This window comes from Candidatus Phytoplasma luffae (genome assembly GCF_018024475.1).
GTDB lineage: Bacteria > Bacillota_I > Bacilli_A > Acholeplasmatales > Acholeplasmataceae > Phytoplasma > Phytoplasma luffae.
The window spans coordinates 194,521-211,883 of record NZ_CP054393.1 but is presented as its reverse complement, the minus strand read 5'-3'; the positions used below and the strand labels follow the sequence as shown (position 1 = coordinate 211,883).

Annotated in this window: 15 protein-coding genes and 5 tRNA genes; 5 read left to right on the top strand and 15 right to left on the bottom strand. The window is 21.2% G+C overall.

All coding sequences use genetic code 11. From position 1 onward, the window contains the following. Both serS and rpsT read right to left on the bottom strand, forming a co-directional pair. The gene (gene serS, locus LFWB_RS00985; RefSeq protein ID WP_210954818.1) at positions 1 to 1,275 is read right to left on the bottom strand and encodes a serine--tRNA ligase; all 1,275 of its coding nucleotides are present in this window, start codon (positions 1,273 to 1,275) and stop codon (positions 1 to 3) included. 70 nt (positions 1,276 to 1,345) lie between these two features. Then, complete coding sequence (gene rpsT, locus LFWB_RS00980; protein ID WP_210954817.1) at positions 1,346 to 1,609, bottom strand: 30S ribosomal protein S20; 264 nt, start codon at positions 1,607 to 1,609, stop codon at positions 1,346 to 1,348. Positions 1,610 to 2,043: 434 nt separating this feature from the next. On the opposite strand from rpsT, the gene LFWB_RS00975 reads away from it, so the two are divergent. The 3 genes from LFWB_RS00975 to nrdF all read left to right on the top strand — a co-directional run bounded on the left by LFWB_RS00975 (position 2,044) and on the right by nrdF (position 5,151). Then, on the top strand, positions 2,044 to 2,694 hold the full coding sequence (locus LFWB_RS00975) for a CDP-alcohol phosphatidyltransferase family protein (RefSeq protein WP_210954816.1): 651 nt from the start codon (positions 2,044 to 2,046) through the stop codon (positions 2,692 to 2,694). A 106-nt stretch (positions 2,695 to 2,800) separates the two neighbouring features. Then, the gene (gene recA / locus LFWB_RS00970) at positions 2,801 to 3,817 is read left to right on the top strand and encodes a recombinase RecA (protein WP_210954815.1); all 1,017 of its coding nucleotides are present in this window, start codon (positions 2,801 to 2,803) and stop codon (positions 3,815 to 3,817) included. A 296-nt stretch (positions 3,818 to 4,113) separates the two neighbouring features. Next, a complete protein-coding gene (gene nrdF / locus LFWB_RS00965; RefSeq protein WP_210954814.1) occupies positions 4,114 to 5,151 on the top strand; it encodes a class 1b ribonucleoside-diphosphate reductase subunit beta in 1,038 nt (345 codons plus the stop codon). 96 nt (positions 5,152 to 5,247) lie between these two features. Here the strand turns inward: nrdF and LFWB_RS00960 are convergent. From LFWB_RS00960 to LFWB_RS00940, 5 genes are all read right to left on the bottom strand, one after another. Next, positions 5,248 to 5,322: transfer RNA gene (locus tag LFWB_RS00960), tRNA-Trp, on the bottom strand. A gap of 29 nt (positions 5,323 to 5,351) precedes the next feature. Further along, positions 5,352 to 5,436, bottom strand: a tRNA-Leu gene (locus LFWB_RS00955). A 46-nt stretch (positions 5,437 to 5,482) separates the two neighbouring features. After that, positions 5,483 to 5,557: transfer RNA gene (locus LFWB_RS00950), tRNA-Gln, on the bottom strand. Between the two features lie 42 nt (positions 5,558 to 5,599). Further along, positions 5,600 to 5,675 (bottom strand) — tRNA-His (locus LFWB_RS00945). Between the two features lie 238 nt (positions 5,676 to 5,913). Next, a complete protein-coding gene (locus LFWB_RS00940; RefSeq protein WP_210954813.1) occupies positions 5,914 to 6,744 on the bottom strand; it encodes a hypothetical protein in 831 nt (276 codons plus the stop codon). A 405-nt stretch (positions 6,745 to 7,149) separates the two neighbouring features. On the opposite strand from LFWB_RS00940, the gene mscL reads away from it, so the two are divergent. Then, positions 7,150 to 7,626, top strand: coding sequence for a large conductance mechanosensitive channel protein MscL (gene mscL, locus LFWB_RS00935; RefSeq protein ID WP_210954812.1), 477 nt, complete (start codon positions 7,150 to 7,152; stop codon positions 7,624 to 7,626). A 23-nt stretch (positions 7,627 to 7,649) separates the two neighbouring features. Here the strand turns inward: mscL and LFWB_RS00930 are convergent, their stop codons facing one another. The 6 genes from LFWB_RS00930 to LFWB_RS00905 all read right to left on the bottom strand — a co-directional run bounded on the left by LFWB_RS00930 (position 7,650) and on the right by LFWB_RS00905 (position 14,062). Beyond that, entirely contained in the window at positions 7,650 to 8,531 is an 882-nt protein-coding gene (locus tag LFWB_RS00930; protein WP_210954811.1) for a DegV family protein, read from the bottom strand. A gap of 35 nt (positions 8,532 to 8,566) precedes the next feature. Beyond that, entirely contained in the window at positions 8,567 to 9,349 is a 783-nt protein-coding gene (locus LFWB_RS00925) for a diadenylate cyclase (RefSeq protein ID WP_246454232.1), read from the bottom strand. Between the two features lie 40 nt (positions 9,350 to 9,389). Continuing rightward, complete coding sequence (mgtA, locus tag LFWB_RS00920) at positions 9,390 to 12,023, bottom strand: magnesium-translocating P-type ATPase (RefSeq protein WP_210954810.1); 2,634 nt, start codon at positions 12,021 to 12,023, stop codon at positions 9,390 to 9,392. 100 nt (positions 12,024 to 12,123) lie between these two features. After that, positions 12,124 to 12,726 carry a 30S ribosomal protein S4 gene (gene rpsD / locus LFWB_RS00915; protein WP_210954809.1) on the bottom strand — a complete coding sequence of 201 codons (603 nt, stop codon included), beginning with the start codon at positions 12,724 to 12,726 and terminating at the stop codon, positions 12,124 to 12,126. 265 nt (positions 12,727 to 12,991) lie between these two features. After that, positions 12,992 to 13,558 (bottom strand): S26 family signal peptidase, encoded by a 567-nt coding sequence (locus LFWB_RS00910; RefSeq protein ID WP_246454231.1) that lies wholly within the window; start codon positions 13,556 to 13,558, stop codon positions 12,992 to 12,994. A gap of 45 nt (positions 13,559 to 13,603) precedes the next feature. Further along, on the bottom strand, positions 13,604 to 14,062 hold the full coding sequence (locus LFWB_RS00905; protein WP_210954807.1) for an ArsC/Spx/MgsR family protein: 459 nt from the start codon (positions 14,060 to 14,062) through the stop codon (positions 13,604 to 13,606). A gap of 1,192 nt (positions 14,063 to 15,254) precedes the next feature. Between LFWB_RS00905 and plsY the strand changes: the two genes are divergently transcribed. Next, the gene (gene plsY, locus LFWB_RS00900; protein ID WP_210954806.1) at positions 15,255 to 15,875 is read left to right on the top strand and encodes a glycerol-3-phosphate 1-O-acyltransferase PlsY; all 621 of its coding nucleotides are present in this window, start codon (positions 15,255 to 15,257) and stop codon (positions 15,873 to 15,875) included. A 109-nt stretch (positions 15,876 to 15,984) separates the two neighbouring features. Here plsY and LFWB_RS00895 read toward each other — a convergent pair. Beyond that, positions 15,985 to 16,058: transfer RNA gene (locus tag LFWB_RS00895), tRNA-Cys, on the bottom strand. Positions 16,059 to 16,091: 33 nt separating this feature from the next. Beyond that, on the bottom strand, positions 16,092 to 17,348 hold the full coding sequence (locus tag LFWB_RS00890; protein WP_210954805.1) for an aminopeptidase P family protein: 1,257 nt from the start codon (positions 17,346 to 17,348) through the stop codon (positions 16,092 to 16,094). Between the last annotated feature and the right edge of the window lie 15 nt (positions 17,349 to 17,363).

Below are 17,363 nucleotides of genomic sequence, written 5' to 3'. Positions count from 1 at the left end.
TCATTTTATTATTTTTCTTCCAAAATAATTATGTAAAGCTTCTGGTATAATAATGTGCCCATTTTCATCTTGAAAATTTTCCATAATCGCCATCATTGTTCTACCTATTGCTAAAGCGGATCCATTCAAAATATGCAAAAATTGTTTTTTATTTTTTTCGTTTGAAACAAATTTAATATTAGCTCTTCTAGCTTGAAAATCTTCCGAATTACTAATCGAAGCTATTTCGCAATATTTTCCTTGGCTCGGTATCCAAACTTCGATATCATAAGTTTTACTAACGCTAAAACCTAAATCTCCTGTAGATAAAACTACAATTCTATATGGTAAATTTAATTTTTGTAAAATAAATTCAGAATCTTTCAACATTTGTTCTAGTGCTTTATAAGAATTTTTAGGTTCTACAAATTGAATTAATTCAACTTTATTAAATTGTTTTTGTCTAAATATCCCTTTTGTATCTTTGCCAGCTGCTCCCGCTTCTTGCCGAAAACAAGTTGTATAACCGACATATTTCAAAGGTAATTGTTCTAATTTCAAAACAGTGTCTCTATGTAAATTAATAATAGGAACTTCTGCGGTCGGATTTAAATACCAATTGTTTTTATCTGATTTTAATTTAAACATTTCCTTTTCAAATTTAGGCAATTGACCTGTAGAAAACATAGATTTTTCATTAACAATAAAAGGAGGTAAAACTTCTGTATATCCTTTTGATGCATGAATATCGATCATAAAATTAATCAAAGATCTTTCTAATTTAGCGCCTAAACCTTTTAAAACTACAAATTTACTTCCTGTAATTTTCGCCGCTTTTTCAAAATCTAAAATATCTAATTTCTGACCTAGTTCTACATTATCTTTAATAGGGAATAAAAATTTTTTAGGTTCTAAATAACGAAAAATTTCTACATTATCTTGTTCATTAGAACCTATAGGAATTGAATCATGTGGTATATTAGGCATATTATGCAAAATAGATAAAATTTTATTTTCTACTTCTTTAAGTTTTATTTCTAATTGTTTTAATTCTTTTTTAGAATTTTTGTCTTTTAATAATAAATGATCATATGATTCATTATTATATTTTAATTTAGAAATAGAATTAGATATATTATTTTTATTAAATCGGATTTTTTCTATTTTATGAATCAATTCTTTTCTTGAATCGGACCAAATAATAATTTCTTTAAAATCAGAAACATCTATTTTTCTATTTTTAAGTTTATTTAAAATTAAATCCATATTTTCAAGAACAAATTTAAAATCTAACATAAAAAAATATCCAATTTTCCTTTTTTTATTAATTCAAAATATAAATTAGCAATTTATAAAATTTAAATTATCATTTTATATTGTTTAATAATTTGGCAAAATTAGATTTATTTCTAGAAACAAAATTCATATGATAAATCTTTTTAGATAAACCTTTGTCTAGTTTTTTATTAATAATATTAAAACATGAAATAGCTTTTTCTTTTTCTGAAGAAGCAACTAAATTTTTAAATTTTTTAATAAAAGTTCTAACTGAAGATTTAAAAGAGCTATTTATTAATCTACGTTTTTCATTAGTTTTAATGCGTTTTTTTTGTTGTCTTGTATTAGCCATATTTTTTATATTTCCTTCGTATTTTTTCAAAACATATTTATTATTTATGTTGAAACACTATAATTTAAAAATATTTTTTATGAAATATTTTTATATATTATTTTATTTAAAATAATAATTTTACTATGATATTTTAACACCAAAATTAATAATATTCAAACATAAAAATTAATAAAATTAAAAATTTTACAAATTTGATTATTACTTATATTATATTGATAAAATTGTTTAAATTGATATAAAAATAAAAAATTAAAGTTAAGCAAATTATATCATAACAATATAGAAAAATATATAATATTATATATACAAACATTATATATTTTTTTATAAATTAGATGTATAAAAAAATATATAAATTAAAAATATTATATCAATATATTGCTAAAATAATAAATAATTTAAATTATAAAAGAAAGTTTATTTTAATTAAAATGAAAAAAATATTAAAAATATCAGCCAATTTACTAACTATTTCAAGAATTATCTTAGTTTTTTTTATGTTACCTTGGATATTTTTTGTAAACGTAAACAAAGATAACTATCAAGACAAATATCATTTTGTATTTGTTGTTATTTTTGTTATCGCGTCTATTACAGATGCATTAGACGGTTATATATCTAGAAAAATAATGAAACAAACAATATTTGGTAAATTTTTTGATCCTATAGCTGATAAATTATTAATTATTGTTTCTTTTTTTTATATTTATATATTAGCCAGAAACAAACACTTATTACCTTTGTCAAATGCATACAATAAAGAAATAGAAAGTTTCGTACTTATTTTTTTACTTATCATGATTATAAGAGATTTTTTAATAATGGGAGTGCGTTTGATAGCGTTTGAAAAAAAAACTATTATAACAGCTTCAAGCTTAGGCAAAATAAAAACTATTTGTATTTTTATATCTATTTTTATAAATTTATTAGCAAGGCTAATAGAAAACATTTGTGTTGGATTTTCATTTGAATTAAAACAAATGATAATATTTTTTTTAATCATCAATTCTATATTAATTATTTTGTCTGGATTAAATTATATAATTAAAAATTTTAAATTAATAGAAAAAAATTTTTATTAACATATATTATATAAGAATAATTTTTAATTTAAATATAGATTATTAATATATATAATAAAGTTATATAATTTTATAAAAAAATATTTTAAAAAGGCAATCTAAAATAATGAATATTGAAAAAAATAATGTAAAAAATAAAGATTCTAACAAAGAAATTTTAGAACAAACGCTTAAAGATATAGAAAAACGTTTTGGAAAAGGTAGTATAACAAAATTTGATTCCCAAAATGTAAACAAAATAGAATCTATTTCCACTGGTTCACTAAATCTAGATATCGCTCTTGAAATAGGTGGATTACCAAAAGGAAGGATTATCGAAATTTATGGATTGGAAAGTTCAGGGAAAACAACTTTAACATTGCATGCGATTGCGGAAGCTCAAAAAAAAGGCGGAAATGTAGCTTTTATAGATGTAGAGAACGCTTTGGATATTAATTATGCCAAAACAATCGGCGTCGATATAGATAATTTTATAGTTTCTCAACCAGATTCAGGCGAAAAAGCCTTAGATATTGTTGAACATTTAATAAAAAGCGAAACTATGAGTTTAATAGTAGTAGACTCAGTAGCCGCTTTAGCTCCTGAAGCTGAATTAAAAGGCGAAAGTGGTGATTCTTTTATGGGTTTACAAGCTAGAATGATGGGGCAAGCTATGAGGAAACAATCTGCTATCATCTCTAAAACTAATACTATAGTTATTTATGTAAATCAATTAAGAGAAAAAGTAGGAATAATTTACGGAAGCCCTGAAGTTACTCCAGGAGGAAAAGCTTTGAAATATTTCGCTTCTGTAAGATTAGATATTAGAAAAGCCGAATTCATAAAAGAAGATAACAAAATTATAGGTATTAGATCGAATGTAAAAATAACCAAATCTAAAATTTCTTCTCCTTTTAAAGTGGCTAGTTTTGAAATAATGTACGGTAAGGGGATATCTAAAACAGGTGAACTTTTGGATTTGGCTGTGAATCTTGATTTGATCAAGAAAAGCGGTTCTTGGTTTTCTTATCAAGATAAACAAATAGGACAAGGAAAAGAAAAAGCTAAAGAATTTTTATCTCAAAACAAAAAAATTGCTGATGAATTAGAAAATAAAATAAAAAAACATTATAAATTAATTTAAATAGATGAGAGGATGATATTATAAAAATCGCTTACCAGAAAAAAACAACCAAATAGAAACTTAAATCATTTTCATTTGATAAAAAAAATCAAATGAACCTGAATCAATAAATAAATTTATCCAGCGACAGTTAAATAATCACTGAAAGAAGAATGAATGGCTAAGCTATTTACTTGGAAATTTTTTCACAAATTTTTAAAAGCGATAATAGTTTGTAATAAAATATGAAAATACAATTTTTATAAATAAACGCATATGATTTTTCGCTAGAATCTCAACCAAGGAGCTTTTTTGTTATGAAAATAAAAAATAATCAAATCCAATATCAAGGTGCTAATTGGAATCAAAAAGATGATGATTACACTCAATACTTTTACGAACAAAATTTAAGTCAATTTTGGCGTCCAGAAGATATTAGTTTACAAAGTGATTTAATTGTATGGGAGAAACTATCCTCTAAAGAAAAAGAAGCGTATTCGAAAATTCTTTTAGTTCTTACTTTTTTAGATACTTATCAAGGTGATATCGGCATGCCTTCTATTCTTCGTTCTTGTGAGCCTTGGGAACATCAAAAAAAAGCAACTTTAAACTTTATGGGCGCGATGGAAAATGCAGTTCATGCTAAAAGTTATTCTAATATCTTTGTTACTTTCTTAAAAACAAAAGATATTAACGAATTATTTCATTGGGGTCAAAAACAAAAAAATCTACAAAATATTTTAAAAATAATCATCGATATTTATCAACAATTAGAACAAAATAATTCTCAAAAAAAAATCGAACCTACTTTAAAAGAAAAAAAAGAAAATAATATTATAAAATGGAAAGCGATGGTTGCTTCTGTATTTTTAGAGACTTGGTTATTTTATTGTGGTTTTTATTATCCTTTATATTTTTATGGCCAAGGAAAATTGATGCAAGCAGGGGAGATTATCAATTTAATCATCCGTGATGAAAGTATTCATGGAGCTTATATTGGACGTTTATCAAAAGAAATATATGACACTTTCACAACAGAAAAACAAATAGAATTAAAAAATTGGCTTGATTCTTTGTTAGATACCTTATATAAAGAACAATTTGAATTAACTAATGAAATTTATCAAGGTTTAGATTTTATCGAAGATGTTAATAAATTTGTTCGTTATAATGCTAATAAAGCTTTATTAAATTTAGGTTTTTCTCAAAAATTTCCTTTCGAAGAAATAAATCCTGTTATTATTAATGGTTTGAACACTGAAACTAAAACTATGGATAACTTTTCCATGAAAGGAAATGGTTATCAAAAAATGATTTCCGAAAGTCTTCAAGATGAAGATTTTTACTTTGAATAAAATAATTAATTATATAAATAAAAAAAGAAAGTTAAATCAACTTTCTTTTTTTATTTATATACTATTTTTTTTAATTTTATTTTTTAATTAATAAAATGGCAGGGATATCAGGATTCGAACCCGAACAAGCGGTTTTGGAGACCGTTATGCTGCCGTTAACATCATATCCCTTTTGTTTTATTAATTATTCTTTTATTGAATGGTACGGGTGATAGGACTCGAACCTACACACTTGCAAGTGCTAGATCCTAAGTCTAGTGCGTCTACCAATTCCGCCACACCCGCACAAATATTAAATTATTATCTTTATTTGAATGACAAAAATTATTTTTGGCAGGCCCAGCTGGATTTGAACCAACGAATCACGGAGTCAAAGTCCGTTGCCTTGCCACTTGGCTATGGGCCTAAATTATAAATATCAATTATAAATAATTTATTTTTTTATAGATGGGGCGGCTGATGGGGATCGAACCCACGCATAACGGCGCCACAAGCCGCAGCGTTAACCACTTCGCCACAACCGCCATTTAATTAATAAAAAAATAACATATAACATTTATTATTATACATTATTTTTTTATTTGTTGCGATAAATAATATTCAAAATATATTAATTTTTATATATCAGATTGATATAGTTTTATTTATAAATTATTTTAAAATATAATTCAAAATAATTAATCAAAAAAATAATAAATTAATTTAATTTAAATAAAAAATGAAATAATATTTTCTATTTATATAACATAAAAAAAACTTAAATCAATTTAATCTTTTTTGTTCTTTTTTTTTATCTTCTAAAAGTGTTTTGATAAAAAATAAATCTTTCTCATTTACATATAAAACATTTTTATAAGAATCATAATAAGAATCATTTACTTTTTGATCATTTTTGCCATCTATAATTTTATCCAACATACATAATTGAATATTTTCTACATCAGAAATTTTTTCAAATATCTGTTTTAAACTTTCTGGAATTTGTTTTTTAAAAAATTCATTAATTGATTCAAATTCTTTTTTTTCTCTATCAAATGATTCTTTTCCTGGATTATCAAAATTAAGGCTTTGTGTCTCATTCCTTTTTATATGACTTTGCATTTGATGTTTTAAAAAATAAATTTCTTGTTTTAAATCTTGTTTTTCTAAAGAATGTTTTTGTTCTTGTTCAATTAATGATAATTTATTTTCTATTTGGTATTTGTGCAATTTTTGTTCTATTTCTAAACGGAATAAATTTTGTTTTTGTGTTTCATTATTGTTATTATTTTCTTTACTTTTATAATTTAATTCCATCATCTTCATTTCTATTAAACTTAAAACATTATTATTTTTATTGTCGTTGTTCAAAGAAGGATTGTTTTGGGAATCATTACCTTCTGAATTATTGCTTTTTTCAACTTTATTTTTATCGAAAAGAAAATTGAAATTAAAAACAAATATTTTACATATAAATTCTGATAATTTATATATAGCCTTAATAATAGGGCCATAAAAACAAAACAATATCGAAAATATAGTAAAACAAATAAAAGCAAAAAACCAAGGATGATATTTCATAAAATTAGTTATGAAATCCCCAATACCATTCATACTTATTTCCGCCTTTTTTTTAATAAATCATATATATAAAAATAAATTTATTTTTAACATTAATAATAAAATATATAAAATTATACCATTTTCTTAAAAAAATATCATATATTAAATTATTTTAAAAAAAATAAAAAATAAATAAAAAATCATTAAAAATTTATAATTAAAATTATTTCATATTAAATATAAAATTACAAACATTAAGCGATCGTTTTTAATAATAAAAAATTCTTATGATTTTTATGATACCAAAAAATAAGTTTAATGATATAATTTATTTATATTATTACTATTTTAAACAAATTTATTATCAAATATCTAAAAATCATTAAAATAATTTAACTAATTTTAAAATAATTGCAGATATAAATATCTATAATCATCATAAGAAGGGTTATCAATATGAAAAAATTTCCAAACAAAATAATACAATTTAAAAATAGTTTTCAAAAATTCATAGATAAAGGGGACATTGTAAAAGTAACGATTGCTTTTATAATAGGACAATTATTTACTAAAATAGTTAATTCTTTATCAACAGATATAATTATGCCTCCTATTAATTGGTTATTGAATAATAATTACTCTATGAAAGATTGGAAAATACAATTAAGCGAAAAGATTTATATTAATTATGGTATTTTTTTACAAAATTTATTCGAATTTTTATTTGTTTCTTTATTGATATACTTTACTATCTTCAGCTTATATCAAAAATTTTTAAATAAAAACAACGAACAAAAACAAATACAAAATAATTTAAAATCAGAAATAGAAGAAAAAATAAACAAAATAGAACAAAATAAACTATTACTATTAGAAGAAATAAAAAATATTTTGCAACAAAAAATAAAAAATGAAAAAGAAATAAAAGATTAATTTATTTTTTTAAAATATATAAATTAAATAATATTTAAATAAATGCCAAATCCTTCGGCGCCTAAATGAACAGCAATTATATTAGATATAGAACCGTAAATAGATACTTTAATATCTTTATTTTTTAATTTTTGAATCTCTAATTTTAATTTTTGAACAATCAAGTCATCTATTACATAAATTAACTTAACTTCGATTGGTCGAGATACTAATTTTTGGAATTCCAAAATATAATTTATCAAATAAAAAAAACAATTTTTTTGACTTCTAACATTTTTTTCTATAGTGATAATCCCTTGATTAAATTTTAAAATAGGTTTTATTTTTAATAAACTACCAATAAAAAATTTAAATTTACTAATTCTTTTATTAATTTTTAATTGTTTAAGATCGCTTACAGAAAAATACAAAATACCTTGCTTTTGTTCTTGTAAAACTTTATTCGAAATCTCCTCATAACTTAATTCAGTATCTGTAATATATTTATAAATACGATTTAAAGTAAAAAACATACCAGGGCCAATATTCTCAGTGTCAATAATAGTAATATTATTAGGGTTTCCTAATAATTCTTTAGCTTTACAAGCGCTATTAAAAGTTCCGCTTAATTTTTTAGATAATGTCAAACAAAACAAATGCTCTGGTTCTGATTTTAATTTTTCTTTAAAAAATTTTAAAAACAATTGAGGATTCGGCTGACTTGTAGTAATTTGATGACCTTGATTTGAATAATATAAAAAAAAATCATTACCTTTTTTATCTAAAATTTCTTTACCTTTTAAAAAAATATTCAAAGGAATAATAGAAATATCAAATGGAAATAAATCAAAATCAATATTATCTCCTATAGTAGAATCGACAACGAAAGATACTTTTCTATCTTTTTTAATACTAGAAATTGTCATTTACAAAAAACCATTCTATAAAATATATAATAAAATCACAATGCAAAAGTAGTTAAATATTCTCTTATTTGATTAATATCTTTTATTTTTAATAAAATACCTTCCAAAGCGATAGAAACATTTCCAGTTTCTTCAGAAATTATAATAGTCATGCTATCTGTTATCTCGCTAATTCCTAAAGCAGCTCGATGCCTAGAACCTGTTTTATGTTTAAAATTATGTTTTTCGGATAACATAAAATAAGCTCCTGCAGATAAAATTTTATTTCCTCTGATAATAACAGCACCATCATGCAAAGGAGTATTAGGAATAAAAATATTAATTAATAATTCTTTTGAAACGAACCCATCTATTAAAATGGATTTTTTAGCAAATTGTTCTAAAGAATTATATTTTTCAAGCGTTAATAAAGCTCCTATTTTTTTTTCAGACATTTCTTCTACAAATTCTAAAATTTGTTCATAAGTGTTACTATTCGCGATAATAAATTGTTTGCTTTTTTTTCTAAAAGTAAATTGATTTAAATGATGTCTTAAATAAGGCGCTTTTATAATAATAGGCAATAATAAAAAAAAAGTCATTAAAGAATAACGAATATCAAAACCAACTAATGGAAAAAGTTTATCTTTAATATTTTTAGGTATTTCGTCTTTTATGTAATCAAATAATTTAAAAAACAGAATTATTAATATAAAAGAATAAATAATTTTTAATAATTCATATTTTCCTAAAAACACCCAAACAGAAACATAAAATAATAAAATTAAAAAAACACATATACAAAATATTCGAATTAAAATTATTATTAATGGCGACACACAAAATACCTTTTTTTATAATTATTAAATAAATTTAATTTTAAAATAAACTTTTTTTAAATGAAATAAAAATTTTTTTCAATATTGTGATACAAATAATATATAAAATCAAAAAAAGAATAAAAATAATTCCTTCTTTTAGATCTATTTTTATTACAAAATGCAAAAAATTCTTTAAAAACAAAGGTAATATAATAGATAAAAAACCTCCTGTTATTAATAAAAATAATAAACGAAAAGAAATTTTCGCATCTTTTATATTATTATCTGTTCTTAAAATAAAAATATTAAATATTTGAGTCCATATAGAAAAAACAAACCATTTATATTGAAAAACATTAGGATCTTCTTTTAAGATAATATAAAAAAATAACATATCAAAAATAAAAGAATTAAAACCAAATAATAACATAAAATGAACAATATTTTTAAAATTCCAAATATTTGATTTTTTTAAATATTTTGAATCTACACGATCGAAAGGAATTCCGAAACAAGAAAAATCATAAATCAAATTTAAAAATAAAATCTGAATAGGTAAAAAAGGTAAAAAAGGTAAAAAATAAGAAGCGCATAAAACAGTTAAAACATTTCCGAAATTAGCTGCCAAAGTTAATTGAATATACTTCAACATATTAATATAATTTTTACGACCTTCAATAATTCCATCTTTAATAACTGTTAAATCTTTAGTTAAAAAAATAATATCCGATGTTTCTTTAGCAAGATCCACAGCATTATCTACTGAAATAGCGAAATCTGAAGATCTCATAGCAGGAGTATCATTGATACCGTCTCCAATAAAACCAACAATATCACCTTTTTTTTTAAACAAAGAAACAATTCTTTCTTTTTGATTAGGATTTAATTTAGCAAAAATTTTAATATTTAAAGCTTTTTGATACAATTCATCATCAGTCATTGTATCTATTTGCGAACCTAATAAATAATATAAATCATTATCTAAATTAATTTTAGTAGCGATTATCTGAGATAAAAAGGGATTGTCGCCAGTCAACATTTTAACATCGACATTATATTTTTTTAAATCTGAAATAGCTGCAATAGCACTTTTTTTAGGAGAATCTAAAAAAGTTAGAAACCCCATAAAAACCATCTTCTTATCCAAATATAAATTATCAAAATCATCTATATTATTTATTTTTTGGCATGCTATTCCTACAACACGAAATCCCTTTTCATTATAATTTTGGATTTGTTTCAAAACTTTCATTTTATCTATAGAAATAAAATTACAAGATAAAGGATTACTTTCATCAGGTATCATATAATAATTACAAATACCTAATACTTCTTCAACAGCTCCTTGTGTAATCGCGAAACAATCTTTATCTTGTTTATCTTTTAATAAAACACTATTTATACGAGTTTTAAAATCAAAAGAAAGTTCATTTATTTTTTGAAATTTGCTTTCTAAAAAATCCGAATTTGTTTGATTATTTATTTTTATTTCACTTTCTCTAATTATAGCCTTTTGAATGTTATTTCTTATTCCTCTTTGAAAATAACTATTATAAAAAGAATATTCTAACACTTTATAATTGGTTCTATTATTCAAATCTAAACAATGACCTACAATAATTCCGTCTTCGGTTAAAGTTCCTGTTTTGTCCATAAATAAAACATTCATACAACCAAAAGATTGCATAGAATTTAAATTTTTAACAATAACATTTTTTTTATATAAAGTAAAAATTCCAGTTAAAAAAGAAGTAGTCACGATCAAAGGTAACATTTCTGGAGTAATACCTAAAACCATTGTTAAAGCGAACAAACAAACTTCCCAAAAATCAAAATTTGAAGGATTTTTCAAATAATTTAACAAACAAATCAAAGGGAAAATAAAAAAAATACATAAAGTTAAAATTTTACTAATAGAATTTATTTTTTTTTCTAAAATGGAAGAAGTTTTTTTATTAATGAGAAAACGATTAATTTTTCCTAAATAAGTTTCGTTTCCGATAGCGATAACAAGACCCTGAGCGAAACCAGAAATAACACTGTTACCCATAAAAATAATTCTTTTATCTTCTAAAATATTTGAATAATTTTCTAAATCCGAAGCATCTTTTTTGATAGGTCTATTTTCTCCTGTTAAGGATGTTTCTCTTACAAAAAAATTTTTACTTTCAAAAAGTTTGATATCTGCCGGAATAATTTCTCCTGTAGATAACAAAACTATGTCGCCGACAACAATCTCATTCAAATCCACTTCTGAAATTTTATTATCTCTTTTCACAATTACTTTAGTTCGAATAACATTTTTTAATTTTTCAGAAATTTTAGAAAATTTAGAAATTTGCATTAAATTAATAATAACTGATAAAAATAAAAAAAAAGTTATAAAAAAAATTGTAGAATAATCAACGCTTTCTCTATCAGAAGATAAAACATTTCTTAGCGAATAAAAAGTGATAATAAATAATAAAATAATATTAAAAGGACTTAATAAAATAGAAATGAATTGAGAAAATAAAGAAATTCTGTTTTCTTCTAAAACATTATCACCATACAATAATCTTCTTTTTTTAACTTCGTCCCAAGATAAACCTTGATAACAAGTTTTAAAATCTTGAAAATTTTCATTTATATTTTTGTTACTAATATCTTCGATAGATAACGAACATAATATTTTTTTTCTCTCTTTTTTCATATTCTTTACTTTTTTTTATAATTTTCTTGAATTAATTCTGTTCACTAAATATTAAAAATTTTCAAAAAAAAATTGTCAAATTTTAATTTATAACAATGTTTTATTTATTATAAAATTCAACAATTAATTGTTCATTAATATCTGTCAAAAATTCATTTCTTTTAGGATATCTGATATATTTTCCTGATAAATTTTTTTTATCCAATGAAACATATTCTATCTTATGATTATTCAGGTTTTCCAAAGATTTTTGAATAATAGATAAATTTTTAGATTTATCTTTGATAGAAACCTTTTGGCCTGGTTTTAATAAATAAGAAGAAATATCTACTTTTTTATCATCCACTAATACATGACCATGAGATATCAATTGTTTAGCTTGTGCTCTAGTATGAGCTAATTTCAAACGATAAACAATATTATCTAAACGAGACTCTAATAAAACTAAAAAATTTTCTCCATGAATGCCTTTTAATTTTCCAGAATTAGCGAAAATTCTTTTTAATTGTTTTTCAGCAATTCCATATAAAAAACGTACTTTTTGTTTTTCTTTTAATTGAATATCATAATCACTTGATTTATTTTTTCTTTTTTTCATCTTGATAAAAGTATTATTTGTTTTTATTAATTCTTTTCCTGTTTCAGACAAAGAATAATTAAGACGACGTGAAATTTTCCAACTTGGATTTGTATAACGAGACATTTTTTAAGATTAAAACTCCTTATTTTGATACTTACGAAAAAATTATTATTATTTTATCATTATTATAATAATATTTTAATGCCATTATATACTGATAAATATTTTTTTAACATATATTTGAAAAAATAAAAATTAAATATTTAGTTAATAATAACTATTATAACATCATTTTAGATTATAAAAACACAAAAAAAGATTTTTTTTGTTATTCAATAAAAATAAAAAAATTAAAAAAATTTATAATTTTATAATTAAAATGATTCAATTATTTAAAAATATAAATTACAAATAAAGCGATTAAATTGACAAAAATAAAAGACATAAAGCAAATAAATAAAAAATAATTACGAGAAATATGTTTAACATATTTATACATAACATTTTTATAACTCACCTTTTCTTCAAAAGATAATACTGTTTTATTATTTATTCCTTTTGTCATAATTTCTTCTTTTGTTTCATCATTTTTTTCAACTCGATGTATAACTAAAGGTACTCTTTTTAACATTTCGTTTGTATTCTGATATTCTTCGGTTACATAAAAAGCTATTATATCACCTTTTTTTAAATGTTTTAATTCTAGATCATTTATTTTTCTAACAAGAACATAAGAATCTTTAGGAATGTCAGGTTCCATACTTTCGCTTTCTATATAATACACATTAAATAAAAAGAAATGATAAGTATATCTTGGAAAGAAATAATGAAAAATATTTAAAACAATAATATATAAATAAAATATAATCAAAAAATAATAAAAAAATTTATATATTTTTAATTTATATACTTTTTTTAAAAAAGATAAATTAAAACTATTAAAATTAAAATTCATTTATAATGCTCTTTTATATAATTTTTTTATTTTAATTATAAAATTTCAAAAATTATTATTATTCCCAATTTTTTCAAAATATTCTTTTATAGCAGAATTATAATCTTTATTATAACGTAAATTAATATTTTTTTGAATTATATATTTACGTAACATCTTAAGCAAAAATATTCTAATATCATCTTTATTATAACCTATAATAATAAATTTTTCATCACAAATTATAGGTTTTTTTAAAATATTAGGATTTTGAAAAATAATTTGTTTTATTTGCGCAACAGACATAGAAAATAAATTAATTTTTTGTTTTTTAAAAAAATTAGAACGAATAGAAAGAATTTTATTAAAATCTATATTTTCATAACCTAAAATCAAATCAATATCTGATATTTTAAATTGAGAAGTATTTAACTTTTTTTCTTGATATTTGATTTGATGAAGATTTAACCATGTTTTAGCTTTTTTACATGAATTACATCTATCGCTAGCAAAAATAAAAACCATAATAACAAAATATTCTTTTTTTTAATATTTACAAAAATTAAATAATTTGCTCATGAACAAGATATCAAAAACTTATATTGGTTATTTATAATAATTTTATTAAGTTGATTTTTAATTTATTTATTTTCAAAAAAATTTTTAGTGTTTTAATCATAAAATTAATTTAAAACAAAAATTAATTTTATTTAAATAAATAAATGATTTTAATTAAAACAAAATTATTTATTAATAAATTATAACAACTTTTAACACAGAAGTCAAAAAAAAAAAAAAAACGATTATCATAAATTCTATTTTTATTCAAAAAATACAAAAATATTTAGCAACTTTTTTTATTTTTTTATATTAATTTTTTTATAAAATAAACCTAAAAAATAAATTTTCAAAAAATAAAATTGTTTTAATTTTACGACTTTTTATAATAAAATTTTATTTGAAATTATTTTCAAAAGATATATAATTGTTGTGTATAAGAATTGTAAATTACAAAATACATTTAAATACGATTTCGAATAGAATTTAACATTTGGCGAAATAAAATGCTTCAAATGTAAATGAATAATAAAATTTCTAACCATTACTTAAAAAAAAATCATTAATATAAATAACTATATCTATATATTTTTTTATAACAAAAACTTATTTTAAAATCATAAAATATATTAAAAAACCCATTTTCGCAAAACGAATAAACGTTGGAAAAGCTAAATTATTAAAATTTCAAATTTTAAAGAAATTAAGTAAAAGTTAATTTATTATAAATTTTAAATTTTGTAAAATTAGTCTAAAATTTTTTTAAAAAAATCAATAATATTGTTATTTTTAAATATTTTATTTAATAATTATGTTAGAAATAAACCGACTAATAAATTAAATAAATCCATTTAATAATTTATAAAGAGACTATAAATTTTCTTTTAATATCTTTGTTTATCGTATTTATCAACAACTTACGGAATAAAATTATTAAAGAATTGGTCTTTTTGACTCTTGGTATGTCTTTTCTTCTATTATAGAAACTAAAAAAGTTTTAGTTAACTTTTTTTAGTTAGTGAAAAATCAAGCAACTTTTCATACACTTTTGTAATTGATACCATAATTCCTTATCATTTTTCAGATTATTCATTGAATCAAAATTGTTTTTTAATAATAAATATAAAAATAAATAAAGGTATTTAAATAAAAAAGAAAAATGTTTACACAAATTATAATAATTATATTATGTTATTTAATTGGTTCGATCCCTATGGGATTAATCATAAGCAAATTATTTTTTAATAAAGATTTACGTTTATTAGGTTCTAAAAATATAGGAGCCACTAATGCTTTTAGAATTTTAGGTTTTAAATACGGAGTAATTGTTTTTATTTTAGATTTTTTAAAAGGTTTTTTAATTATTCATTTACTTAATGATGAAGAAAATGTATTAAAATCATTTTGCATTATATCAATTATATTAGGTCATATATTCTCTATTTTTAATAAATTTAAAGGCGGGAAAGCGATAGCTACTTCTGTAGGTGTTGTTGCGTCTATAAATCTGCCTATCGGAATTGTAGGAATTTTATTCTTTATTATATTCATTATAATATCGGGATATGCTTCATTATCTTCTATATTAGCCACAACTTTAGTAAATATTCTTTTATGGATTCATTTTTTTCGAAACAATCCAAAAAACCTTACACAAACACAACTGATTATAATTTCTTTAATAACTATTTTAATTTTTTATAAACATAAAATTAATATAATTAATTTAATCAACGGAAAAGAAAATAAATTTAATTTTAGTTATTTTAAAAAAAAATAAACAAAAATATTATTTTTGTTTATTCAAATATATATTAAAAATATTTTCAAAAAATTAATTTTTTAAATTTTTATTTTTTTGAAAATATTTTTAATTAATTATCTTATTATGGAGGCCCCGGGCGGATTTGAACCGCCGATCCAGCTTTTGCAGAGCCATGCCTTACCACTTGGCTACAGGGCCTAATTAAAAGAAAATAAATACAAAAATTTATATTTACTTTCTTTGTGACATTAAATATTCAATCTCTTCTATTTCTTTAGGGATATCTTTGGTTAAAACTATATTTTTTTCTTTTTTAATCAAAACATCATCTTCTATTCTGATGCCTAAATTAAATTCTTCAAAATATAAACCAGGTTCAACAGTTATAACACTATTTTCTAAAATAGGTTTATTTATAGAACCTACATCATGAACATCCAAACCTAAATAATGACTTAATCCGTGATAACAATATTTTTCTATCGTTTCATCTTTTTTTAATAAATGATTTTTCTGCAATTCATCTGATAAAATATTTTTACCATATTGATTAATATCAAAAAAAGTATGTCCAGGTTTTACCCATTCTATAATTTTTTTATTTGCTTTCAAAACTATATTATAAATTAATTTTTGTTGAGGAGTAAATGTTCCGCTTACAGGAAAACAACGAGAAACATCGGAAGCATAATTATTATATGATACTCCTAAATCTAACAAAATTAAATCATGAGATTTAATTAAATCTTTTTGTTTATTATAATGTAAAACAGTAGCATTTTTTCCTGTTGCTACAATAGTATTGAAAGAAGATTTTAAACCTAAATTAGCTAAAAAATAATTATAAAAAGCAGATATTTGATATTCATAAAAATCTGATTTTAAAAAAGGAATTATTTCTTGAAAAGCTTCTCGATTTATATCAACAGCCTTTGACATAAAAGAAATCTCTTCTTTTTTTTTAGTTATTCTCATTTCGGATAAAAAAACAGAAATATCATGAATATCAACGTAAGGATAATTAGTTTTTAACCAATCACTTTTATCTAAAGATAAATTATTTTTATCTAAAGAAGAAAAAGAAAAATCTAAATAAACATTTTGAATCATATCTAAAGAATTTCTTTTAGAATTATTCAACAAATTAATTAAAAAAGAATCTAAAGAATTTATATCTAAACAATTTTCTAAAGGGATATAACTTATTTTACTAGCTTCTTCTAGATTTAAACTTTCGCCATCCCATTTTTTTTTCAATAAACTAGGACGTTCTAAAAATAAAAAAGTTTTATTTTCACCATTAAATTCTTTAATCATTAACAAAGCAATATTGTTTTCAGATATCCCTGTTAAATAATAAAAATTTTTATTTAAATCAAAAAGTAAATCCAAATTTATATTTCTAGAATTAGAAAATAATAAAACAATACTTTGTTGTTTTATTTTAGATAATAATTCAAAACGATTTTTTTTATAAAAATCCAACATTTATAAAAAACTCCC

Excerpts from the sequence above, each read along its gene's own strand:
- serS (WP_210954818.1), bottom strand. The coding sequence starts at position 1,275 with ATGTTAGATTTTAAATTTGTTCTTGAAAATATGGATTTAATTTTAAAT.
- rpsT (WP_210954817.1), bottom strand. The coding sequence starts at position 1,609 with ATGGCTAATACAAGACAACAAAAAAAACGCATTAAAACTAATGAAAAA.
- LFWB_RS00975 (WP_210954816.1), top strand. The coding sequence starts at position 2,044 with ATGAAAAAAATATTAAAAATATCAGCCAATTTACTAACTATTTCAAGA.
- recA (WP_210954815.1), top strand. The coding sequence starts at position 2,801 with ATGAATATTGAAAAAAATAATGTAAAAAATAAAGATTCTAACAAAGAA.
- nrdF (WP_210954814.1), top strand. The coding sequence starts at position 4,114 with ATGAAAATAAAAAATAATCAAATCCAATATCAAGGTGCTAATTGGAAT.
- LFWB_RS00940 (WP_210954813.1), bottom strand. The coding sequence starts at position 6,744 with ATGAATGGTATTGGGGATTTCATAACTAATTTTATGAAATATCATCCT.
- mscL (WP_210954812.1), top strand. The coding sequence starts at position 7,150 with ATGAAAAAATTTCCAAACAAAATAATACAATTTAAAAATAGTTTTCAA.
- LFWB_RS00930 (WP_210954811.1), bottom strand. The coding sequence starts at position 8,531 with ATGACAATTTCTAGTATTAAAAAAGATAGAAAAGTATCTTTCGTTGTC.
- mgtA (WP_210954810.1), bottom strand. The coding sequence starts at position 12,023 with ATGAAAAAAGAGAGAAAAAAAATATTATGTTCGTTATCTATCGAAGAT.
- rpsD (WP_210954809.1), bottom strand. The coding sequence starts at position 12,726 with ATGTCTCGTTATACAAATCCAAGTTGGAAAATTTCACGTCGTCTTAAT.
- LFWB_RS00910 (WP_246454231.1), bottom strand. The coding sequence starts at position 13,558 with ATGAATTTTAATTTTAATAGTTTTAATTTATCTTTTTTAAAAAAAGTA.
- LFWB_RS00905 (WP_210954807.1), bottom strand. The coding sequence starts at position 14,062 with ATGGTTTTTATTTTTGCTAGCGATAGATGTAATTCATGTAAAAAAGCT.
- plsY (WP_210954806.1), top strand. The coding sequence starts at position 15,255 with ATGTTTACACAAATTATAATAATTATATTATGTTATTTAATTGGTTCG.
- LFWB_RS00890 (WP_210954805.1), bottom strand. The coding sequence starts at position 17,348 with ATGTTGGATTTTTATAAAAAAAATCGTTTTGAATTATTATCTAAAATA.